The sequence below is a fragment of the Pontibacillus sp. HN14 genome, from assembly GCF_021129245.1.
Classification (GTDB): Bacteria; Bacillota; Bacilli; order Bacillales; family BH030062; genus Pontibacillus.
In genome coordinates, this window is record NZ_JAJOLR010000005.1 from 281,510 (window position 1) to 303,353 (window position 21,844).

The following is a 21,844-nucleotide window of genomic DNA, read 5'->3' on the forward strand; positions in this document are numbered from 1 at the left end:
AATTAAAATGCTATTACGTTTCATTACGTACAGTAACAAGCATCTTTACAATTGCATAAACCCTTACATGAAACGCTTATGCTTCGCCAATTTCCTCTAACAGATTCTCGATATAGTGCTGAGCTGACTGAGCCGCAATACTACCGTCCCCTGTAGCGGTTACGATTTGGCGAAGTTCCTTTTCACGGATATCTCCGGCAGCGAAGATTCCTGGCACTTTTGTTTCCATTTTTTCATTTGTTTCGATATAGCCATTTTCGTTTGTGATGCCGATCGATTCAAATGGTTTGCTTAAAGGAATCATTCCGATATAAATGAATACACCATCAATTGGTTTATCGTACTCTTCGCCTGTCTTGTTATTCACAAGAGAAACGCTTCCTACTTTCCCATTTTGGTCGTTGATTTTAGTCACTTCTGTGTCCCAAATGAAGTCAATCTTGTCATTGTCAAAGGCACGTTGCTGCAGGATTTGCTGAGCACGTAGTGAATCACGACGGTGAACGATGGTTACTTTGCTTGCGAAGCGAGTTAAATAAACCCCTTCTTCAACCGCAGAGTCACCGCCACCCACAACGACTAATTCTTTATTCTTAAAGAACGCACCATCACATACAGCACAATAGGAAACTCCACGTCCACCAAGCTCTGATTCGCCAGGGACACCTAAAGCTTTGTATTGAGCACCTGTTCCGATGATGATCGAACGAGCTTTGTACTCTTTGTTACCGGCTCTCACCGTTTTATATTCTTTTCCATCGATGATTTCTTTAATATCACCGTAGGCATATTCCGCTCCAAATTTCTTAGCGTGATCAAACATTTTATTTGAAAGATCCGGACCTAAAATGTGCTCATACCCTGGGTAGTTCTCTACTTCTTCGGTATTAGCCATTTGTCCGCCTGGAATTCCGCGTTCAATCATAAGTGTGTTTAAGTTTGCACGAGAAGTGTAAACAGCTGCTGTCATACCTGCCGGGCCAGCACCTGCGATGATTACATCGTAGATCGTTTCTTCGCTCACTTCGCTCAACCCCTTTTCATTTCTCTTTTGCTGTAATCTCATGGTATAAAAACTCTTTAACTTCGTCTATCGATATGCTCATGAGGGTATTTTTTTACCCTTCTTGCCACGGTCCGCCTTGTTCTGCTAGATTTGGGTGCCTTGTGCATCCTTCTTCCCATAGGCTTAACGCCTTAGAAGGTTCTCCGGTGTGGTAGGCTGCAATACTAAACCATTTATAATAAGATAAGTGGCCTTTCAGCTTTCCTTTTTCTAACCGACAAAAACGATCATAAGCAGCTTCATATTCCCCTACCTGGGTTAAAGTGGCCGCTACACGAAGTTTTTGTTGTTCACCAATAGGATACACATTTCGAAGTTTTTGTATGTGTGCCTGACTTTCTTCTATTCTGCCCTGCTGGTAATAGAACACAGCCAGGTTACACATGGAGTGAAGGGATAACGGTTCACGCTCGTGCCGCTCTTCCTCTAGCTCTATTGCTTCTTGCTCGTCACCCGCGAAAAAGAGACATACGGCATAATCATGTTTAGCCGAAACGAAATCAGGGAATAAGCGAATCATATCTTCTAAAACCGGCAAAGCTTCTTTCCATTGCTGACGCTCCATATAATAGAAAGCTGATTCTTGATGCATCATGAGTTCATCTTCTTCTTCAAATGCCCAATCGTCGTCTTCGTCCTCTTCTTCCTCTATATCCAAAACAGAGATTAATTGCTCTGCTTCTTCTTTAAAATCGCCTTCAGGCGCTTTATTTAAATATTCTTTCGCATATTTCTTCGCATCCTGAAACAATCCTAAATGAGCATAATTATTCGAAATAAGGTAATAACAATCGACATATTCATGTCCGAAATCTGCTAATACGTTCATTAAAATCTGATTAGCTGTATGATATTCCCCTGTCTCTGTATGCACAACAGAAAGCTGACACTGATATACAGGCTGTTTCGGAGAAAGCTCGACTGCTCGACGCAACCACTTAGAAGCCTTTCCAAATTCTCGCTTTCTGAATGCACGAACACCTTTAGTGAAATAAAATTCCCCTTCAGGTGTAAACGGGATTATATTATCAACTACAGCTTCTCCAGTATTGTTGTTTGAAGTATGCATGTAGGTCCTCCTATCTTCGAACCGTAACATTCCTTTAGCAGTATACCATATTTGTAAAGGGGATTATAGGAGGGATTCCGTTTTTATCCATGCCCTTTACTTTTTACGATTTCTTCCTTCTAAGGCTCCAAGAACATCATCGAATGGAACACCTCGTTCAGTCAGAAGCATCAGCGTGTGGAATAACAGATCTGCCGTTTCCCATGTTAACTCTTCAGGATCATTGTTTTTGGCCGCGATGATCACTTCTCCAGCTTCTTCGCCAACTTTTTTCAGAATACGGTCTACACCCTCCTGAAACAGCTGAGAAGTATAAGAACCCTCCGGCAACGTTGCTAAACGCTCTGCCAACGTACTCTGTAGATCATCTAAAATTTGATAACGATTGCTCTTCGCAACCGACTCGTTTCCATATACCGTCTCGTGGAAACAGGAGTAATCCCCTTTATGACAAGCCGGCCCTTCCGGAATGACCTGAAGCAAAACGGCGTCCTGATCACAGTCATATTTCATTGATTGGATAGACTGAGTATTCCCGGATGTAGCTCCTTTATGCCATAACTCCTGACGAGAACGGCTGTATAAGTGTGTTTCTCCAGTCACTACCGATTTTCGAACTGCCTCTTCATTCATATAAGCAAGAGTCAGAACTTCTTTACTACGTGCATCTTGTATAATCGCTGGTACTAGCCCTTTTTCATCAAATTGGATCGCCTCTACATTCATCGTACATGCACCCCATTTTCTCTAAGTTCTTCTTTTACCTTTTGAACAGATGTTTCTTTGTAGTGGAAGATCGAAGCAGCTAAAGCAGCATCCGCATCTACTTCATTAAATACATCAACGAAATGCTCCGCGTTGCCTGCACCACCTGAAGCGATAACCGGGACATCGACCACTTGCTGCACGGCCTTAAGGAGCCCTAAGTCAAATCCAGTTTTCTCGCCGTCTTGATCCATACTTGTTAATAGTATTTCTCCGGCCCCACGTTCGACGACGTGCTTAGCCCAATCGCACACTTCCCATTCCGTGGCATTTCTACCACCGTGCGTATAGACGCGCCAAGAGCCGATGGATTCATCGAAGCGAGCATCTATGGCCACAACAATACATTGCGCTCCGAAGAAATTTGATCCTTCTGTTATAAGTTCAGGCTTACGGACCGCTGCAGAATTTAAGGAAACTTTATCCGCCCCAGCTCTCAAGATAGCCCGCATATCCTCAAGCGAACCAATTCCGCCGCCGACAGTGAAAGGGATCGCGAGTGTTCCTGCTACTTCTCTAACGACTTCAATCATGGTTTTACGTCCTTCATGTGAAGCTGAAATATCTAGAAATACAAGCTCATCAGCGCCCTGCTCATCATAGACCGTAGCCAGTTCGACCGGATCGCCTGCATCACGGATCTGGACAAATTGAATTCCTTTTACCACACGCCCGTCTTTTACATCTAAACATGGGATAATCCTTTTTGTGAGCACTACGAATTCACCTCATCTAAGGCTTGTCGCAGGGGAAGTTCTTTTGTATAAATGGCTTTGCCTACGATCGCACCGCCAACATTTTGATTCTCATATCTCTTTAGTTCCACAAGATCAGCAATGTTCCTGACACCACCTGAAGCGATGACTTCTTTCCCCGTTTGCTTCGCTAAATCAACGATTTGATCTGTACTAGGACCACTCATCATACCATCCTTAGAGATATCCGTATAAATGAACGTTTCCACTCCTGCTTCTGCAAAGTACTGGCCAACTTCAACGGCTGTTCGATCCGATTTTGTAAGCCAGCCATCAGTTGCCACATACCCATCTCGAGCATCTAAGCCAATCGCAATTTTGCTTCCATACTCAGCGACTAGCTCTTTTGTTAATTCAGGATTAGAAATCGCCAAACTCCCGATAATAACCCGATCCACACCTCGATCTAAGTAATAGGCAGCATCCTCTTTATTCCGGATGCCTCCTCCCATCTGCACCTTTACAGATAGCTCGTTTACAACGCTCAGAATATGGTCAGCATTAATTCGCTTGCCTTCTTTGGCACCATCTAAATCAACCATATGGATCCACTCAGCGCCCTGGTCTTTAAAACCTTTTGCTACTTCAAATGGAGAGTCACCATAGATGGTCTCTTTATCGAAATCTCCTTGTTCTAACCGTACACATTTTCCGTTTTTCATATCAATTGCTGGATAGATTGTAAATGAACTCATGATTCGTCTCCTCTCTCTTGGACAAGGTTACAGAAGTTACGTAAGATCGTCATTCCCGTTTTGCCACTCTTCTCCGGGTGGAACTGGGCCCCAAACACATTCGCTCGTCCTACAACGGCAGGGACCTCTGTTTCGTATCTGGCACTTGCAATGATGTCTTCCTGTTGCTTAGCTTGAGCATAATAGGAATGTACAAAGTATACATAACCATCTTCGATTGAGTCGAGAAGGGGGGATTTCGGTTGGTGCTGGTCCAGGTGATTCCAACCCATATGAGGAACCTTGAAACGATTCCCGTCAGCATCTTTACCGGTGAAGCGAACAATACTGCCTGGCAGCAACCCTAAACCTTCTGTAAAGCCGCCTTCTTCACTTTCATCAAACAGAAGCTGCATACCTAAACAGATGCCTAGTAACGGCTTCCCGTTTCCTACTTTAGATAGAATAAATTCTTTCATCCCTGTTTCTTCAAGGGACTTCATCGCATCAGGGAATGCGCCTACACCAGGAAGGATCAACCCTTCACATTGAGCTAACTGCTCCGGGTCGTCTGTTAGAACATACGGAACGTCTAAACGTTCTAACGCCTTCGAAACGCTAAATAAATTCCCCATCCCGTAGTCAATAATTCCGATCATTTACAGACTCCCTTTCGTCGACATAATGCCCTGGATACGAGGATCAATCTGAGTCGCTTCGTCCAGCGCACGAGCAGTGGCTTTAAATATGGCTTCAATGATGTGGTGGGTGTTCGTTCCATGATGAACAACGATATGTAAATTCATTCTGGCTTCTAAAGCAAGCTTCCAGAAAAACTCATGAACATTTTCTGTATCAAACGTGCCCACTTTCGCAGCTGGTAATTCCGCTTTCCACTCAAGGTGTGGGCGATCACTAAGATCCACCGCTACCGTTACAAGCGTTTCATCCATCGGAAGAGAGAACGATCCATAACGTTTGATTCCTGCTTTGTCTAACAGTGCTTCTCTTAAAGCTCGCCCAAGGCAAATGCCAATATCCTCTGTTAGGTGATGGTCATCCACCTCCACATCTCCTTTTCCTTCAACTGTTAGATCAAAGAATCCATGTTTTTTAAATAACTCAAGCATATGAGTAAGAAACGGAACCTGCGTGTTGATCGTGCCTTTTCCTGTCCCGTCAATTGCTAAATCAAGAGAGATGTTGGTTTCCCCTGTTTCACGTTCAATTCGACTAACTCGTTCTTCTGTCATGACTCATCTGACCCCTTTCTCGTCTCTACTGCACGGGCGTGTGCTTCTAGTCCTTCTAGTCTCGCAAAGCGAGCAATCTTATCAGCGTTCTTCTCATAGGAAGTTTTGCTGTAGTAAATCACACTAGATTTCTTCACAAAGTCATCCACATTTAAAGGGCTTGAGAATCGTGCGGTACCACTTGTCGGCAATACGTGGTTCGGTCCAGCAAAGTAGTCTCCGATCGGTTCCGAACTAAATCGACCTAAAAAGATCGCCCCGGCATGTTTAATTTTCCCTAAAAGCATAAAAGGATCTTCCGTCTGAATTTCTAAGTGCTCTGGACCTAAACGGTTCACTGCATCGATCGCTTGTGCCAAGTTATCGCAAACAACAATACCTCCGTAGTCTTTAACACTCGCTTCGGCAATCGCTTTTCGAGGAAGTGTTGCTAACTGTCGTTCAACTTCCAAGGAAACCTCATCAGCTAGCGTTTTAGAAGAGGTAACGAGAACGCTTGATGAACGGGCATCGTGCTCTGCTTGTGATAACAAATCAGCCGCGATGTCTTCTGCCCTGGCTGTATCATCGGCTAATACAACAATTTCACTTGGACCGGCAATCATATCAATATCAACGTCCCCAAAGACTTCCCGCTTCGCAAGAGCGACATAAACGTTGCCAGGCCCGACAATTTTATCAACAGGCTGAATGGATTCTGTTCCATAAGCAAGAGCCGCAACGGCTTGCGCTCCTCCTGCTTTGTAAATTTCTTTAACGCCTGCAATTTCAGCAGCGACAAGCACTCCTGCTGGCAATGTGCCTTCTTCAGATGGAGGGGAGACCATAACGATTCGTTCTACACCAGCTACAATAGCAGGCATGACGTTCATGAACACAGATGAAGGGTAAGCTGCTGTTCCACCTGGCACATAGACACCCACCGCATCAAGAGGCGTAATCTTTTGCCCAAGTATGGTCCCGTCCTCGTCTGTATCAAACCAGGAATTCCGAACTTGTTTTAAGTGAAAGGCACGAATGTTAGCGCACGCTTCTTCAAGGATCGCTATATCTTCTGAATCTAACTGACTGCGCGCTTCCTGAAACTCTTCCTCCGATACAGCCAAACTACTCAAGTCAGCTCCATCTAGCTGTTTCGTATAGGACAAGACAGCTTGGTCTTTTTGTTTTTTGACGTCGGATAGAATGGTTCGAACCGTAGCCCGTTGTTCCTCTGTTCCTCCGTCCACCGTTCGCTTAAATGCATCCAAATTGTCCGGCGTAATGATCTTCATAGTTCCGACCTCCTTACACGTACTCACTCAGCGCTTCAATCAGCGGGTCGAGTTGTTCATTTTTGATCCGATAACTAACAGGATTCACAATAAAGCGGGATGTAATATCCGCTATTCTTTCATACTCAACAAGTCCATTTTCACGAAGGGTCTGACCTGATGAAACGATATCCACGATCCGGTCTGTCAAACCAATAAGGGGTGCCAATTCAATGGAACCATTCAGAGGAATGATTTCAATTTGTTCACCTTGCTCACGGAAATACTCGGATGCAACACGAGGATACTTCGTCGCAATCTTCGGAGCAATCTTGCTAAGCGGCTTGTCAGGCAACCCGGCTACAGCGAGGTAACATCCACTTATGTTTAAGTCTAGCACTTCGTACACATCGCGGTCCTGTTCTAATAGGACATCTTTACCCGCAATTCCGCAGTCTGCAGCTCCGTATTCAACATAGGTGACCACATCCATCGGTTTCGCCATCATTAGGCGTACTTTATATTCAGGAAATTCTAAGATCAATTTCCTTGAATCCTCAACATCTGTGAAATCATAGCCAACTTTCTGCAGAAGTTCAGCAGCCTCTTCAAAAATTCTTCCCTTTGGCATGGCGATCGTTAACCAATTATTCAACAGAAGCGCCCCCTTCCGTCATATCAATTACTTGTTTGTAGCTGTTTTGTCCTTCTTCATAGTACGCTTTGTTCTGCAAAATCACTCGTTCTCCTTCAGTTCGCAGTTCTTGCGCGACTTGTAACCCCTGGTCAAAGGTATGCGGCTCATACATTACAAGAATAGGCCCCTTGTCACTCGCATGTTGTTCCATAGCTTCAACTAAGCGATCCACCCGTATCGCAAATCCTGTTGCTGAAGCTTTCGATTGGAAGGTTGGAAGCAACTGGTCATACCGACCGCCGTTACATAGAAGCGATCCTAAATGAGGCGCATACCCCTCAAACAAGATACCTGTGTAATAGCTCATATGGCTAATGAGGTTTAAATCAAAGGAGACATAGTCACTCACCCCATACGACTCAAGGAGCTGCTGCAACTGTTTTAATTCTCTCGTCGCTTGGTGACAAGCTCCATTGGTCGTGATCTCTTCGGCTGTTGCTAAGACATCTTTCTGACCTCTTAAAGAAAGCAGTTGTTTCATTCTGGCTTTATTATCATCAGAAAGATCAACTTGCCCTAATGCTTTACGGAAACCAACATAATTCTTTCTATATAAATAACGGAGGAATTCTTCTTGAGTTTCCTCTTCGTCGCCGAACACTTCTTTCAATAACCCTTTCACGTAACCAATATGGCCTACCGTTAACTGAAACTCTTCAAGACCGGCTGCCTTAAGCGTTTCAATTTGCAAAGCAATGACTTCTGCATCAGCGTATACCGAGTTCTCCCCAATATACTCTACACCGACTTGCTCAAATTGCGCCGGTTTGCCCCCTTCAATCTGTTGAGCGCGAAAGACTGGACCATCGTAACTTAAACGAAGAGGATATCCTTGCTCCTTCAGCTGAGACGCTGCTACACGTGCAATCGGCGCTGTCAGATCCGGGCGAAGAACTAGTGTGTGCCCTTGTTGGTCCAGTAATTTAAATAATTGCGTTTCTTCAATTGCACTAGCCTCTCCGACCGTTTCTAAGTATTCCATCATCGGGGTATCAAGAAATTTGTATCCCCAGGATTCAATTTTATAGGAAACAGCTTCACGAGCTTTTCGTTTCTGTTGATAGAAAAAAGGAAGCGTATCTCGCATTCCTAGTGGTTTTTCGAACGTAAGACGATTTGTCAAAACAATGTGCCCCTCTCTAATTCCGTTGATTTGAGTAAAATAATCAAAATCCTTTAGCGTGCTAATACGATAACATGATAAAGAAAGATCGTCAACGAATCTATCTTTCCCCTCTACGTCTTATCTTCCCCAAAACTATAGAGAGCAAAGCCGGAATTCATACCAAGGATGAGGAGCATTGAGGGTATAAATATTAATTTTTATCATGTATATATCTGAGAGTGCTTCAAATGATAGGAGGTGTTCATTAGCCGCTTTAATAAAGGTGTGATAAAATTTTTGTGAGTAAAGATTTGGAGGAAATAACATGAAATTATTACCGATCTATCGAATCAGGACCTTTGTGGTGCCTGAACACTTAGAGAATGTAATTGAAGGCGTCTTAGCGATCGACGAGCTGAAATATGGAAATTATAAAAATGTCGCCTGGCATTCAAATGATGGAGTCGAACAATTCGTTCCTTCTGAAGACGCCGTCCCAACAGAAGGAGAAGCCGGGGAGAGGACAAAAGTAACATCGGTCCGATTAGAGTTTTCTATTCCAAGAGATGAAGACCTGTTAAAGCGCATCATAGAAGAAGGCATTTACCCAAACCATCCTTGGGATGAGCCCGTTGTACAAGTGACAGAAGAACAGGAAGCTCGTAGACACCAATAAACTACAGTTATCGGTTACGAATTGTAATGAACAAAGACAAAGGAACAAAAAAAGACGAAACCCATTCGATTTCGTCTTTTTTCTTATATTCAATTGATGAACCTATCACACAAGCTCTTCCTCTTTGACATAATCGATCTCAAACCCTAAATCTCTTATCATTTGGTGATCTTCCGTACTCTCTTGCCCATCCGTTGTTAAATAATCCCCCACAAAGATTGAATTAGCCGGATAAAGGCCTAGCGGTTGTAAACTTCGCAAATTAACTTCACGTCCGCCTGAGACACGAATTTCCTTCGTCGGATTGATAAAGCGAAATAAGCTTAACACCTTCAAACAGTATGTAGGAGAAAGCTCGTCTGTCCCTTCAAGAGCCGTGCCATCAATAGCGTGAAGGAAATTGACAGGTATGGAATCAGCGTCTAACGCTTTTAACGCACGCGCCATATCCACAACATCCTCTTTTGTTTCTTTCATTCCGACAATGACTCCAGAACAAGGAGAAATTCCGGCTTCTTTTGCATAATTGACCGTTCCGACTCGATCCTCATACGTATGACTCGTTGTAATCGCCTCATGATGGTTCTCTGACGTATTTACGTTATGGTTATACCGATCGACGCCTGCTTCCTTTAACTGCTTTGCCTGCTCAGGCTTTAAGATCCCGAGGCATGCACAGATTTTAAGGTCATACGTTTCTTTAATTTCTTTAACAGCTGAGGTAACGATATTCAATTCCCTTGTTGTCGGCCCGCGGCCACTAGCTACAATGCAATACGTTCCGGAATGTAAGCGGTGAGCTTGCTCAGCCCCTTTCATAATCGTTTCTTTATCCATCATGCGATATTTCTGAATAGGAGCTTTTGAATCGATCGATTGAGCACAGTATCCACAGTTCTCAGGGCAAAACCCAGATTTCGTGTTGATAATCATATTGAGTTTCACTTTATTCCCATAATAATGCTTCCTTACCTGGTAGGCACTATGAAGTAAATCGAGCAACTCATCATCCGGGCAATCCAAGACAGCAATTGCTTCCTGATCTGTCAGTTCTTCTCCTTGCAACACCTTTTCAGCTAACTTCCCCCACATCCTACTTCCCCCTATCCTATAGTTACGCTACGGATTTACGTCTTTCTCGTCTGAACTGACTGTTTGCCAACACACTTCGTTCAAGACGCAATCCAAGGAATGCCGCCACCACACTTAACGCAATATCTTTTGGTAACGGGAACATCATCCAACCCCAGGCCATTGTATAGGTAAAACCTTCCGGAGCATCAAACCACAGAACATAAGCGGCATACATCCAATTCGTACCGAAAATGTAGTTAAAGGCCATCCCAATGAGACCGGCCGCAATGTACATAGGCAATGTACGCTTCTTCTCAACAATTTTTCCAGCAATATATGCCACTGCAATATAAGAAATGATAAAGCCGAACGTAGGTCCAAGCAGCATACCTGCTCCACCTTTAAATTGTGCAAATATAGGCGTACCTGCTAACCCGAGTAACATGTAAACTAGCATCGAGAATGCTCCAAGGCGACTCCCAAGAACCAACCCTGCTAGTATAGCGAAGAAAGTCTGTAATGTAATCGGTACCCCACCAATGACCATAAACGGAGCAATACTGGTGATATTAGCCCCCACAGCCATCATAGCAACAAACAAACTCCCCATTGTAATGTCTAAAGCTGTCCACTTCCTCATTCCCATTCTCTTTCCTCCCTTTCATTGTTAACTAAAACAACTCATTGGTTAACATTTAAAGATAGAGTATCATAGATTGGGAGAAATTTCATTAGAAAATTTTCTTTCTCACCTCTCACCCAGAGAATTGCTTCAAGAAAAGAAGTAGCATATTAAGCACACCTCGACATGTTAAGACAAATAAAAAAACCTATAAGCGCTAGGTCTTCCTAGCACTTATAGGCTTACATACTTCGGCGGTGATTGATCATATACAAGAAAAGCTGCAACGACTCTGGCATGGCCTCTTGGTCATAGCGTTGTAAGAGAAATCCTGATTTAGAGCCGAAACGATCTGCGGCTTCAAGGGGGATGGCATCTTTTTTCATTTCAACTACGCTCAATTGTTCTGGATTTAATACGGTAATCGTGTCCATAAACTTATCGGGTGTAGCTTGCCATAACAAGTGGTCTTGTTCGTACATATAAAATTCTAATCCTCCGCCTTTTCTCCACACTTCTTCCATATAGAAAGCAAGCGAATCATCTGGAGTTTTCACAAAATACCGTCCCTTTAGCCCACCTTTTTTCTCAATCTTAAAGGTTAACTGGTTCTCTAAATTAAAATAAGCAAACCATCTAGGCGCAAAGGGGTGAGCATTGAGGATGGCAGCAATTCCGGAAGCAAACTTCCAATACCATGGCCCTTCTTCCTTCACATAAGAGTAAAGGTCTCCGTGCATATCATACAGACGTCCGGTGTGTTCATACGTTACCTCCGTACTTAGAAACATCTTCATAGGCCAGCCAGTGGCAGAGGAATGTCCTACCGCGTCCACCTGCTTCTCAGCTAGCTTTGAGAAGCGAAAGTCACGAGCAGCACTCCCCATCATAGCGATCCCAATAAAGAAAAACGGTAACGCTAAAACAGCCAAATTCCAAACATTAAACGAAAAGAGAAAGGGGGATAAGAACAAGAGAAGTGTAACCCCCAGAAATATACTTCCTAATCGGACTTGCCGCTTTGCGTCATTACGCAGCAATTCTTGCATATTTTGCATACCTTTCACCTTCTTCAACTATTCTTCTTATCTATACGAATAAAAGAAGGAAAACGTTTCACATTATTGAGCCGGAATCGGCGTAACCGCTTCTTCTAGTAGCTCAATAAGTTCATAAATATAGATGTCGATCTGCTCGTCAGTCCAATTGAACGTTCTAGCCATATAAGCTATTACAGATTCTTTATGCTTATGAACCCAGTGGATATCAAAGAATAAAGCACCTGTACGGCGAATAAAGAAGTCAACTGGTTTAGCAGTTAGCTCATACTCAATGCCATATTTCAGCATCGCGAATACAAGAGGGTCTACGCCTTCACGTTCAGCTTCGTCCTGGTTGTTCTGGAAGTATTCAAATACTTTCCCTACGTTCGCACCATAAAGCTGTACAAGACCTCTTGCTTGTTCCTCAGTCAGACCATAAGCGATTCCCTCGCCTGTCTTACGCTCTTTGAATTTCTGGAATCCTTTCGCTCCGCCTACTTCACCACCGGAGATTGGAAGTTCTTTCGTTTGGCTCTTCGGATAGTCCTTGCCTGTTTCATCTTTTAACTGCTCTGTTACTAAGTTAATGACGTTTTCAGCCATTTTGCGGTAACCCGTTAATTTACCACCAGCAATTGAAATCAGGCCAGATTCAGATTCAAAGATTTCGTCTTTACGAGAAATTTCTGATGGATCTTTCCCTTCCTCGTGAATCAATGGACGTAAACCAGCCCAGCTGGATTCTACGTCATTTGCCGTAATAGAAAGGCTTGGGAACATATAGTCAATCGCACTTAGGATATAATCGCGATCGTCGACCGTCATTTTCGGATGCGCAATCTCACCTTCATATACGGTATCCGTAGTCCCTACATACGTTTTACCGTCACGTGGAATCGCAAAGACCATGCGATCATCTGGAGTATCGAAATAGATTGCCTGTTGTAGAGGGAATGTTTGCTGATCAAATACAAGGTGTACCCCTTTTGTCAGCTGTAAGGTCTTCCCTTTCTTTGAACCATCTTTTTCACGCAATGTATCTACCCATGGTCCACCTGCGTTAACAATCTTCTTCGCATAAAGATGACGACGCTCACCAGATAATTGGTCTTCCACCTCAACACCTTTTACTTTTCCTTCTTCATATAAGAAATCCACAACTTTTGTATAATTAAGAGCCTGAGCTCCTTTTTGAACAGCTTTTTTCATGACTTCAAGCGTTAGACGAGCATCATCTGTACGGTACTCAACATAGTACCCCCCGCCTTTAAGTCCATTGCGTTTAACTAGCGGTTCACGCTTCAATGTTTCTTTCGCAGAAAGCATTTTGCGTCGCTCACTCTTCTTAACACCTGCTAGATAGTCATACACACGAAGGCCAACGTTTGTAGAGAATGGCCCGAAATTACCACCTTTGTGGAATGGAAGTAGCATCCACTCTGGTGTCGTTACGTGAGGACCGTTTTGATAAACGATATCGCGCTCTTTACCTACCTCTGCTACCATCGCTACTTGGAACTGTTTTAAATAACGTAGACCACCGTGTACGAGTTTCGTTGAACGACTTGATGTACCAGCAGCAAAATCTTGCATCTCTAGAACACCTGTTGTTAACCCTCGCGTAGCCGAATCAAGCGCAATACCAGCACCTGTAATCCCGCCACCAATGACTAATACATCAAGGGTTTCTTTCTCCATCTCATTATAGATCTCATTTCGTTGTAAACTAGAAAATGTCTTCATTTAATATTCGCTCCTTTTACCAATACTCCGATTCAGTTGCCTACAATAATGGTATACCCAAGAATCCCTTAATGTACGCTAGAGATTTTGAAGGGATGTGCCCCTTACAAAAGCGGAAGGGCCCGTTTATCCCCGACCAGCTTAAGTCAAACTGCGAAATGAAGCGATTTTCTTCATGCAGCAGTTGGACTTAAGACCTCGAGGGGATGGGCCCTGCAGCTAGACGCTATCAAAAGCGGAAGGGCCCGTCTATCCCCGACCAGCTTAAGTCAAACTGCGGAATGAAGCGATTTTCTTCATGCAGCAGTTGGACTTAAGACCTCGAGGGGATGGGCCCTGCAGCTAGACGCTATCAAAAGCGGAAGGGCCCGTCTATCCCCGACCAGCTTAAGTCAAACTGCGGAATGAAGCGATTTTCTTCATGCAGCAATTTGACTTAAGACCTCGAGGGGATGGGCCTTACAACCACGCTCACATCATCAGGCTCAAAGAGTACATAGGCATAAAAAAAGAGACCACAAACCCCTTTACAGTTTCCCTGTAAAGGACTTGTGGTCTCTCCGTTTCTCCAACCGAATCGTGTTAACTTGTAATTTAATTATAACAGAATTATACGATTTGCATACCATTCTGCTTAAAAATAAGAATTATTTAAATGCTTGGGCTGCTTTAACAGCTCTTTGCCAGCCATCGTAAAGCTCTTCACGCTTCTCTTCAGAGATCTGCGGTTCGAAAGTTTGATCTTTCTGCCAACGCTCTTCAATTTTATCTTTGCTATCCCAGTAACCAACAGCAAGACCAGCCAGATAAGCTGCACCTAGAGCTGTTGTTTCATTTACCGTTGGACGTTCAACTTGGGTATTGATCATATCACTTTGGAACTGCATAAGGAAGTTGTTCTTCACAGCCCCACCATCCACACGCATCGTCTTCAAGTCTAGACCAGAGTCGCTAATCATTGCGTTAAGGACATCTTTTGTCTGATAAGCAAGAGATTCTAAAGTAGCGCGGACGAAATGCTCTTTTTTCGTTCCACGAGTCAGCCCGAATACAGCTCCTCGTACATCACTATCCCAGTAAGGAGTACCCAGACCAACAAAGGCAGGCACAACGTATACGCCATCCGTTGAGTCTACATCTCCTGCTAGCTTCTCACTCTGAGGAGCATCTTGGATCATTTGAAGACCATCACGAAGCCACTGGATAGCTGAACCTGAAACGAAGATGCTTCCTTCAAGCGCATATTCAACTTTTCCATCAAGTCCCCATGCAATAGTTGTTAGAAGTCCATGATCAGATTTAACAGGTTCTTCACCTGTGTTCATCAGCATGAATCCACCTGTACCATACGTATTCTTGGCCATTCCTTTTTCAAAGCAAGCTTGACCAAACAGAGCTGACTGTTGATCCCCTGCTACACCCGCAATTGGAACCTCATTTCCAAAGAAGTGATAGTCGACCGTATCCGCATACACTTCAGAAGATGGACGAACTTCAGGAAGCATAGACTTTGGCACGCCTAGAATTTCAAGCAGTTCATCATCCCATTTTAAGTCATAGATGTTATACATCAGTGTACGGGACGCATTCGAATAATCGGTAACGTGAGCTTTTCCACCTGATAGCTTATAAATTAACCATGTATCGATCGTACCGAACATTAGGTCGCCATTGTCAGCTTTTTCACGAGCTCCCTCTACGTTATCAAGGATCCATTTCACTTTTGTTCCTGCGAAGTATGGGTCAAGTAAGAGACCTGTTTTGTCACGGAACGTGTCGTTATAGCCCTGTTCACGAAGTTCGTTACAGATCGGAGCTGTTTGGCGAGATTGCCATACAACCGCTTTGTAAATAGGACGGCCTGAATGCTTATCCCAAACAACTGTTGTTTCACGCTGGTTTGTAATGCCGATCCCAGCAATCTGGTCAGACTCAATTTCTGACTTTCTAAGTACATCTGCAATACACCCTAGTACAGACGTCCAAATTTCATTCGCATCATGTTCGACCCAACCTGGTTTTTCGAAGAATTGTTGAAATTCCTTTTGAGCCGTTTCAACAATTACCCCTTCTTTATTAAATAAAATCGCTCTGGAACTTGTTGTTCCCTGGTCAATTGATAAAATATATTTTTCCATTTCTCTCATCTCCCTTTATCTTAAATTATGCGTTTGCACCTGATGACTGAACGTCTTTGCTGTTGGCTTTCTTCAATTCTATACGTGCAGCCGTTAAAAAGATAACCAAAATGATTACGGTAAATACCCAAAAAGCTACCATGAGATCGTTCACAAAAATGGCTTTATAGAAAAGACCGCCGTAGATTCCACCTATAATTGGTCCTAGGAATGGTACCCACGCGTATCTCCAATCTGATGTTCCCTTACCTGGAATCGGTAAAACATAGTGCGCAATACGAGGTCCGATATCACGAGCAGGGTTAATCGCATATCCTGTCGTACCACCTAGCGACATTCCGATTGCGGTAATAAGAAGACCTACAATCGCAGGGTTTAATCCTTCTGTAAAATCATTAGCTCCAATAAATAATAATCCCATTACTAACATAAACGTTCCTATGATTTCGCTTACAAGGTTCGATAAAGGACTTCTTATAGCCGGATCAGTTGAGAACACTGCCAACTTGGCTCCCTTATCCTCTGTTGCTTTCCAGTGCGGTAAATAGTGAAAGAACACTATGATCGCACCAAGGAATGCTCCTAAAAATTGCGCTGTTAAGTATTTTGGCACTTTACTCCATGGGAAATCTCCCACCATTGCAAACCCAAGCGTTACAGCTGGATTAATATGAGCGCCACTCACTTGTCCAACAGCGTAAACTCCAAATGTTACCGCAAGTCCCCAACCGATAGAAATTAATACCCAACTGGTACCTTCGGCTTTGGACCCTTTAAGGACAACGCCGCCTACGACGCCACCACCAAAGATGATTAAAATCATGGTGCCAATCAATTCGCCTATAAATTCTGTCATAATATACCTTCTTTCTAAAGATGCTGGCTTAGATAGCTATACCACTTTTCGGGATAGAAAAAACCACACGCTTCTTGAATAGGACCCTCGTATCTTAAAAGTCCTGCAAGTGCGTGTGGTTCTCCTGCTCTCCGCCACTAATGTTAACTTGTACTGAACACTATACTACCCATTGAAAACGCTGTCAACTTTTTTAGATTTCCCACAATTCTTTACGTGAAGTTGAAACAGCATGAGCGCCTGCATCTAAAGCAAGTTGAACGTCTTCTTTCGTTCGAATCAAACCGCCAGCGATTATTGGAATTTGTAGCTCTTCTTTAATTTCTGATATAAATGATGGGATAAGTCCTGGTAACACCTCAACATAGTCTGGTTGAGTTTTCTTCATAATGGCTACATTTCGATCCAAGGCCTGACTATCAATTAAAAACAACCGTTGAATCGCCAATATATTATGTTTCTTCGCAGCTGTGATCACATTTGATCGCGTTGAGATCACACCATGGGGCTTCACTTCATGAAACAAGAACTCAAGACCGAAATCATCGTTTTTAAGCCCCTGAATTAAATCCGTATGCACAAGAACCTTCTTACCGTGCTTGCGCGCTTTCTTAACCAACTTAGGTAAGAGCGATAACCTGGTTTCTAATAAGATAATAACCTCCTCATCACTCTCGATAAGCTGCTCAAAATGCTTCACACTCTTTACAGCCGACAAGACCCCTTTCGGCAATTCCATACCCTTTCCTCCTTTAACGTACCACCACGTGCCAGACACCCTTCCTCACACTAAAGCGTTACTAGAGTAAATGGTGTCTGACACCCTGCTATTCTGTAACGCGGTGATGTGTTGATGGGTGGTTCATTTTCGTTTTAGATGTAAAAAAGGACTAGTAGTGGCTAGTCCTTTAAAAATCCGTCTTCCTGTTGGCGTCGCTTCATTTCATCCTGGTCATAAATAACACGCATGGGGTTACCGCCGACAAAACTTCCAGCAGGAACATCTTTATGCACAAGGGTTCCGGCTGAAACGATGGCGTCATCTCCAATTGTAATCCCTGGTAAGATCGTTGAGTTGGCTCCAATCATCACATTGCTACCGATCTTCACCTCACCCAAGCGGTACTCTTTAATGAGATACTCATGCGCTAAAATCGTTGTGTTATAACCGATCACTGTATTTCGTCCAACCGAGATTTTTTCAGGAAACATCACATCGAGCATCACCATCAGAGCAAAAGCCGCCTGGTCTCCAACGTCCATTCGGAGAAACGTGCGATACAGCCAGTTCTTTACGGGTAGAAATGGCGTATAGCGAGCCAGTTGAATGACGATAAAGTTTTTTACGACTTTCCAAAATGGCACCGTTTTATAAATGTGCCATAACGAATTAGCCTCTTTGACACGATGACGCTCGGTGTTTCTCATAGGATCACTCCATCACGATTTTTAAAATATCACTCATATGCTCAAGCATATAATCTGGCTCCAAATCATCAAGCACCTGACGTCCTTTTACTGTCCAAGCTACACCAGCTGTTTTGGTACCAGCGTTTTTTCCTGCTTCGATATCATGAGTGTTGTCCCCTACCATAATCGTCTCTTCAGGATTGGCATCAAGTTCATTCATTGCCCGAACGACCGGTTCAGGATGGGGCTTCGCATGGGTGACATCATCTAACGTTACAATCGTCTCGAATTTATCAGCGATCTTCGTCAGTTTAATTCCCATGTCTACGGTTTGCCTCATCTTCGTTGTTACAATGCCTAATTTAAACCCTGCTTGCTTAAGTTTATCAAGCGTTTCAACAACGCCATCATAAGCTTCCACAAGACGATCATGGTGCTCGTGGTTGTGCGTGCGGTACGTATTGATCATTTCTTCTACATCTGTTTCAGGGTTGATCGTGCGTAAGCTTTCTTCAAGAGGAGGACCAATAAATTTGAGAACATCCTCTCGACCATATTTGCCAGGAGCATAGGTTTCAGCGGTATGGAGAAATGATGCAATAATTAAATCATTCGTGTTAATTAATGTTCCGTCTAAATCAAACAGAAGAGTGCGTATGGTCATAGGTGGCTTCCTTTCCTTTCGATGTGGTTCGGTTCCAAATAAAACCGACAATAGCTGTTAGCCCTATAGCTGTTACCAACCGAATCAGCAACAGTGGCCACACGGGAATTCCGAGTGGAATAAAGATCAACGTATCTTCCACGACAGCGTGGCACGACACGAGAAAAATAAGCGACAAGTACATGTCTTTTTTGGAGACTCCATCTTCTTTGACGGCTTGAATCATGAGTCCCGCTCCATAGGCGAGACCAATGACAAGACCTGCCACAAGTGTCATAGATGCATTGCGCTCTACTCCTAACACACGTGTAAAAGGAGCGAGCCAACGTGAGAACAGGTTTAACCAGTTCTTTTCTTTCAACCATTGCATCGCGACCATGAGCGGAATCACAATCGCAGCGAGTTGAACGACACCCATAAGAGCTGTTTTGACACCTAGCAGCGCAATCGCCACATAGCCTTCTGGATCAGGTTGCTGAGTGATTAAGCCATATTGGGCCATTTCAGACCCACCCTGCCAAAAGACATTAATTAGTATGGCTGAAAGAAGGGCAAGTGATAAGCGAATTCCAGCGACAAACCACCATTTCACCCCAACTTTCGAAGCCACGGTCGACTCAATGAGCAAGTTATGAGAAAAAGACATCATAACAGCCATAATAAAGACTTCTTTTACACTAAAATCAAACGATACAATCGCTCCAATACCAGCGTAAAGATTTAAAAAGTTTCCTAAAACAAGCGGAATCGCCGCCTCACCTGGAAGCCCGATCCACTTCATAATCGGTGTAATTAATTCCATAATCCATTTCAACACCGGCGTAAACCGGAGAATGGTTACGAGTAAGGTCACCGGGAAAATGACTTTCCCAAGTGTCCACGTTACATTCAAACCTTGTTTCAAACCTCTTTGTAACACACCAGGCAAGGGACACCCTCCTTACTTGTTTACTTTATCACCTTCATAATCTCGATCAGCTTGATTTGTCTTACGACGATAAATGATAAGCGCCGACGCAAGCAGAATCAGTACAATCGAAATGACTTGTGCGGTACGTAGAGAGCCAATAATATAAAGACTGTCTGTACGCATTTGCTCAATAAAGTAGCGACCGAACGAATACCAGATTACATAACTTAGGAACAATTCGCCACGACGTGGATTAAATCGACGTAGTACCATTAGGAATACAAACCCGAGAATATTCCACACGGATTCATATAAGAATGTAGGGTGATACACTACGCCTTCAATACACATTTGACGGTTAATAAAGTTCGGTAAGAATTGCATGTAATTCTCATAGAAAGACTGGGAAACAGGACCCCCGTGCGCTTCTTGGTTCATAAAGTTTCCCCAACGTCCAATAGCCTGACCTAAAATAATACTAGGTGCGGCGATATCAGCAAGCTGCCAGAACGGTAACTTACGAACACGGGCAAAAACGAGTGCGGTAGCGACTGACCCAATCAAAGCACCATGAATGGCAATACCGCCTTCCCATATAGCAATGACATCGATCAGGGACCCATTTGCGTAGCGTTCCCATTCGAAGATGACATAGTAAATACGCGCAGAAATAATCGCGATTGGAATCGCAAATACAACTAAATCAACAAACGTATCTTTCTTAAATCCAAGACGCTCAGATTCACGCATCGCAAGCCAAAGCCCTAGATAAGCTCCGGTTGCAATAATGACACCATACCAGTAAATCGTGAAAGGCCCAAGGTCCAGAAAGACACGACTAATTGGATCCGGACTACACGTCTGCACCCGGGAACCCTCCTTTCGATGAACCACCTTTGTTCTCGCCAATCATATCGGTTAAACGATGAGAGAATTCCTCCGCAGCATTTACACCCATGCGTTTCAGGCGGAAGTTCATCGCCGCCACTTCAATAATGACAGCCAGGTTTCGACCTGGGCGGACTGGTACCGTTGCTTTTGGTATTTCAACGTCCATAATCTTCATTGTCTCTTCTTCGAGACCAAGTCGGTCGTACTGTTTATTCTTTTCCCAGAGCTCAAGATTAATAGCATATGTAATCCTCTTAAAGCTACGGACAGCTCCAGCACCAAACAAAGTCATTACGTTAATAATTCCTAGCCCACGGATCTCTAATAAGTGTTCAATAAGAGAAGGGGAATTCCCAATTAACGTGTCATAATCTTCCTGGCGAATCTCAACACTGTCATCAGCTACAAGACGGTGACCCCGTTTAACCAATTCAAGCGCTGTTTCACTTTTCCCAACACCACTTTGTCCTGTGATCAATACACCGACACCGTACACATCAACAAGCACCCCATGAATAGCTGTAAAAGGTGCAAATTTGGTTTCTAAGAAGTTTGTCAATCGACTAATAACACGAGTTGTCTTATGGGCAGATCGCATGATTGGTACTCCCGCTTCACCAGCAGCTTCAATAAGCATCTTCGGCACTTCCATACCACGGGTAATCACAATACCAGGAGTAATATCCGTACATAACTTTGCTGCACGGTCCTGCTGCTCTTCCTGATTTAATTCGTTAAAAAACGATAATTCAGTCTTCCCAAGTAGTTGCAAACGTTCAGCCGGATAGTATTTAAAATAGCCTGCCATTTCCATTCCAGGTCTTGAAATATCACTTGTAGAAATCTCACGGTGAACGCCATCCTCACCTGCTACGATTTCCAAGTTGAACTGATCCAACAAGTCCTGGGTTCGTACTTTCGACATATATAAGCCTCCCTATAGGTTATCCTCAATAATCACTTCCCTATTGTAGCATTTTTTACAAAACTCTGTGGAAACAAAACAAACACACGTAAAAAAACCCTTCACTTCTGTAAAGTGAAGAAGCGTGCCAGACATACGGGTGTTGATTAACCAAATTATGTAAATTAAATTAGACAAAAAAAGCCACTCACTTTAAAATGTTTCTTACCACAGAAAACAAACAAAAAGTGAGTGACTTTATATGAACAAAATTAA

General features: G+C 43.5%; 23 protein-coding genes. 1 reads left to right on the forward strand and 22 read right to left on the reverse strand.

The window, feature by feature from the left end:
- Window positions 1–76: 76 nt before the first annotated feature.
- The 10 genes from trxB to LQ226_RS16375 all read right to left on the reverse strand — a co-directional run bounded on the left by trxB (window position 77) and on the right by LQ226_RS16375 (window position 8,655).
- On the reverse strand, window positions 77–1,024 hold the full coding sequence (gene trxB / locus LQ226_RS16330; protein ID WP_231419058.1) for a thioredoxin-disulfide reductase: 948 nt from the start codon (window positions 1,022–1,024) through the stop codon (window positions 77–79).
- 94 nt (window positions 1,025–1,118) lie between these two features.
- Entirely contained in the window at window positions 1,119–2,135 is a 1,017-nt protein-coding gene (locus tag LQ226_RS16335; RefSeq protein ID WP_231419022.1) for a tetratricopeptide repeat protein, read from the reverse strand.
- Between the two features lie 96 nt (window positions 2,136–2,231).
- Entirely contained in the window at window positions 2,232–2,861 is a 630-nt protein-coding gene (gene hisIE / locus LQ226_RS16340) for a bifunctional phosphoribosyl-AMP cyclohydrolase/phosphoribosyl-ATP diphosphatase HisIE (protein WP_231419023.1), read from the reverse strand.
- Window positions 2,858–3,616, reverse strand: a complete 759-nt coding sequence (hisF, locus tag LQ226_RS16345; protein WP_231419024.1) for an imidazole glycerol phosphate synthase subunit HisF — start codon at window positions 3,614–3,616, stop codon at window positions 2,858–2,860. Before hisF ends, hisIE begins: the two co-directional genes overlap by 4 nt.
- Window positions 3,616–4,350, reverse strand: a complete 735-nt coding sequence (gene hisA / locus LQ226_RS16350; RefSeq protein ID WP_231419025.1) for a 1-(5-phosphoribosyl)-5-[(5-phosphoribosylamino)methylideneamino]imidazole-4-carboxamide isomerase — start codon at window positions 4,348–4,350, stop codon at window positions 3,616–3,618. Before hisA ends, hisF begins: the two co-directional genes overlap by 1 nt.
- Window positions 4,347–4,988 (reverse strand): imidazole glycerol phosphate synthase subunit HisH, encoded by a 642-nt coding sequence (hisH, locus tag LQ226_RS16355; RefSeq protein ID WP_231419026.1) that lies wholly within the window; start codon window positions 4,986–4,988, stop codon window positions 4,347–4,349. Before hisH ends, hisA begins: the two co-directional genes overlap by 4 nt.
- Window positions 4,989–5,582 carry an imidazoleglycerol-phosphate dehydratase HisB gene (hisB, locus tag LQ226_RS16360; RefSeq protein WP_231419027.1) on the reverse strand — a complete coding sequence of 198 codons (594 nt, stop codon included), beginning with the start codon at window positions 5,580–5,582 and terminating at the stop codon, window positions 4,989–4,991. It abuts the gene before it with no gap.
- Window positions 5,579–6,856, reverse strand: coding sequence for a histidinol dehydrogenase (gene hisD / locus LQ226_RS16365; RefSeq protein WP_231419028.1), 1,278 nt, complete (start codon window positions 6,854–6,856; stop codon window positions 5,579–5,581). Before hisD ends, hisB begins: the two co-directional genes overlap by 4 nt.
- A gap of 13 nt (window positions 6,857–6,869) precedes the next feature.
- Window positions 6,870–7,490 (reverse strand): ATP phosphoribosyltransferase, encoded by a 621-nt coding sequence (gene hisG / locus LQ226_RS16370; protein WP_231419029.1) that lies wholly within the window; start codon window positions 7,488–7,490, stop codon window positions 6,870–6,872.
- Window positions 7,483–8,655 (reverse strand): ATP phosphoribosyltransferase regulatory subunit, encoded by a 1,173-nt coding sequence (locus LQ226_RS16375; protein ID WP_231419030.1) that lies wholly within the window; start codon window positions 8,653–8,655, stop codon window positions 7,483–7,485. Before LQ226_RS16375 ends, hisG begins: the two co-directional genes overlap by 8 nt.
- Window positions 8,656–8,962: 307 nt before the next feature.
- On the opposite strand from LQ226_RS16375, the gene LQ226_RS16380 reads away from it, so the two are divergent.
- Entirely contained in the window at window positions 8,963–9,313 is a 351-nt protein-coding gene (locus LQ226_RS16380) for a YqfO family protein (RefSeq protein ID WP_231419031.1), read from the forward strand.
- A gap of 105 nt (window positions 9,314–9,418) precedes the next feature.
- Here the strand turns inward: LQ226_RS16380 and bioB are convergent, their stop codons facing one another.
- From bioB to hprK, 12 genes are all read right to left on the reverse strand, one after another.
- Window positions 9,419–10,405, reverse strand: coding sequence for a biotin synthase BioB (gene bioB / locus LQ226_RS16385; protein WP_231419032.1), 987 nt, complete (start codon window positions 10,403–10,405; stop codon window positions 9,419–9,421).
- A 22-nt stretch (window positions 10,406–10,427) separates the two neighbouring features.
- A complete protein-coding gene (locus LQ226_RS16390) occupies window positions 10,428–11,033 on the reverse strand; it encodes a biotin transporter BioY (RefSeq protein WP_231419033.1) in 606 nt (201 codons plus the stop codon).
- Between the two features lie 218 nt (window positions 11,034–11,251).
- Entirely contained in the window at window positions 11,252–12,067 is an 816-nt protein-coding gene (locus tag LQ226_RS16395; protein ID WP_231419034.1) for a hypothetical protein, read from the reverse strand.
- A 63-nt stretch (window positions 12,068–12,130) separates the two neighbouring features.
- Window positions 12,131–13,795, reverse strand: coding sequence for a glycerol-3-phosphate dehydrogenase/oxidase (locus tag LQ226_RS16400; RefSeq protein ID WP_231419035.1), 1,665 nt, complete (start codon window positions 13,793–13,795; stop codon window positions 12,131–12,133).
- A 647-nt stretch (window positions 13,796–14,442) separates the two neighbouring features.
- Window positions 14,443–15,933, reverse strand: a complete 1,491-nt coding sequence (glpK, locus tag LQ226_RS16405) for a glycerol kinase GlpK (protein WP_231419036.1) — start codon at window positions 15,931–15,933, stop codon at window positions 14,443–14,445.
- A 25-nt stretch (window positions 15,934–15,958) separates the two neighbouring features.
- Window positions 15,959–16,789 carry an MIP/aquaporin family protein gene (locus tag LQ226_RS16410; RefSeq protein ID WP_231419037.1) on the reverse strand — a complete coding sequence of 277 codons (831 nt, stop codon included), beginning with the start codon at window positions 16,787–16,789 and terminating at the stop codon, window positions 15,959–15,961.
- A gap of 193 nt (window positions 16,790–16,982) precedes the next feature.
- On the reverse strand, window positions 16,983–17,528 hold the full coding sequence (locus tag LQ226_RS16415; protein WP_231419038.1) for a glycerol-3-phosphate responsive antiterminator: 546 nt from the start codon (window positions 17,526–17,528) through the stop codon (window positions 16,983–16,985).
- A gap of 161 nt (window positions 17,529–17,689) precedes the next feature.
- Window positions 17,690–18,217 carry an acyltransferase gene (locus LQ226_RS16420; protein ID WP_231419039.1) on the reverse strand — a complete coding sequence of 176 codons (528 nt, stop codon included), beginning with the start codon at window positions 18,215–18,217 and terminating at the stop codon, window positions 17,690–17,692.
- Between the two features lie 4 nt (window positions 18,218–18,221).
- Complete coding sequence (gene ppaX / locus LQ226_RS16425) at window positions 18,222–18,863, reverse strand: pyrophosphatase PpaX (protein ID WP_231419040.1); 642 nt, start codon at window positions 18,861–18,863, stop codon at window positions 18,222–18,224.
- The gene (locus LQ226_RS16430) at window positions 18,838–19,791 is read right to left on the reverse strand and encodes a nucleoside recognition domain-containing protein (protein WP_231419041.1); all 954 of its coding nucleotides are present in this window, start codon (window positions 19,789–19,791) and stop codon (window positions 18,838–18,840) included. The genes ppaX and LQ226_RS16430 overlap by 26 nt, the downstream gene beginning before the upstream one ends.
- A gap of 12 nt (window positions 19,792–19,803) precedes the next feature.
- Entirely contained in the window at window positions 19,804–20,640 is an 837-nt protein-coding gene (gene lgt, locus LQ226_RS16435; RefSeq protein WP_231419042.1) for a prolipoprotein diacylglyceryl transferase, read from the reverse strand.
- A complete protein-coding gene (gene hprK / locus LQ226_RS16440) occupies window positions 20,627–21,589 on the reverse strand; it encodes an HPr(Ser) kinase/phosphatase (RefSeq protein WP_231419043.1) in 963 nt (320 codons plus the stop codon). The genes lgt and hprK overlap by 14 nt, the downstream gene beginning before the upstream one ends.
- Window positions 21,590–21,844 lie beyond the last annotated feature (255 nt).

Excerpts from the sequence above, each read along its gene's own strand:
- hisIE (WP_231419023.1), bottom strand. The coding sequence starts at position 2,861 with ATGAATGTAGAGGCGATCCAATTTGATGAAAAAGGGCTAGTACCAGCG.
- LQ226_RS16400 (WP_231419035.1), bottom strand. The coding sequence starts at position 13,795 with ATGAAGACATTTTCTAGTTTACAACGAAATGAGATCTATAATGAGATG.
- LQ226_RS16395 (WP_231419034.1), bottom strand. The coding sequence starts at position 12,067 with ATGCAAAATATGCAAGAATTGCTGCGTAATGACGCAAAGCGGCAAGTC.
- bioB (WP_231419032.1), bottom strand. The coding sequence starts at position 10,405 with ATGTGGGGGAAGTTAGCTGAAAAGGTGTTGCAAGGAGAAGAACTGACA.
- LQ226_RS16415 (WP_231419038.1), bottom strand. The coding sequence starts at position 17,528 with ATGGAATTGCCGAAAGGGGTCTTGTCGGCTGTAAAGAGTGTGAAGCAT.
- hprK (WP_231419043.1), bottom strand. The coding sequence starts at position 21,589 with ATGTCGAAAGTACGAACCCAGGACTTGTTGGATCAGTTCAACTTGGAA.
- LQ226_RS16410 (WP_231419037.1), bottom strand. The coding sequence starts at position 16,789 with ATGACAGAATTTATAGGCGAATTGATTGGCACCATGATTTTAATCATC.
- LQ226_RS16335 (WP_231419022.1), bottom strand. The coding sequence starts at position 2,135 with ATGCATACTTCAAACAACAATACTGGAGAAGCTGTAGTTGATAATATA.
- hisD (WP_231419028.1), bottom strand. The coding sequence starts at position 6,856 with ATGAAGATCATTACGCCGGACAATTTGGATGCATTTAAGCGAACGGTG.
- LQ226_RS16380 (WP_231419031.1), top strand. The coding sequence starts at position 8,963 with ATGAAATTATTACCGATCTATCGAATCAGGACCTTTGTGGTGCCTGAA.
- LQ226_RS16420 (WP_231419039.1), bottom strand. The coding sequence starts at position 18,217 with ATGAGAAACACCGAGCGTCATCGTGTCAAAGAGGCTAATTCGTTATGG.
- ppaX (WP_231419040.1), bottom strand. The coding sequence starts at position 18,863 with ATGACCATACGCACTCTTCTGTTTGATTTAGACGGAACATTAATTAAC.
- hisH (WP_231419026.1), bottom strand. The coding sequence starts at position 4,988 with ATGATCGGAATTATTGACTACGGGATGGGGAATTTATTTAGCGTTTCG.
- hisA (WP_231419025.1), bottom strand. The coding sequence starts at position 4,350 with ATGAGTTCATTTACAATCTATCCAGCAATTGATATGAAAAACGGAAAA.
- hisB (WP_231419027.1), bottom strand. The coding sequence starts at position 5,582 with ATGACAGAAGAACGAGTTAGTCGAATTGAACGTGAAACAGGGGAAACC.
- LQ226_RS16390 (WP_231419033.1), bottom strand. The coding sequence starts at position 11,033 with ATGGGAATGAGGAAGTGGACAGCTTTAGACATTACAATGGGGAGTTTG.
- glpK (WP_231419036.1), bottom strand. The coding sequence starts at position 15,933 with ATGGAAAAATATATTTTATCAATTGACCAGGGAACAACAAGTTCCAGA.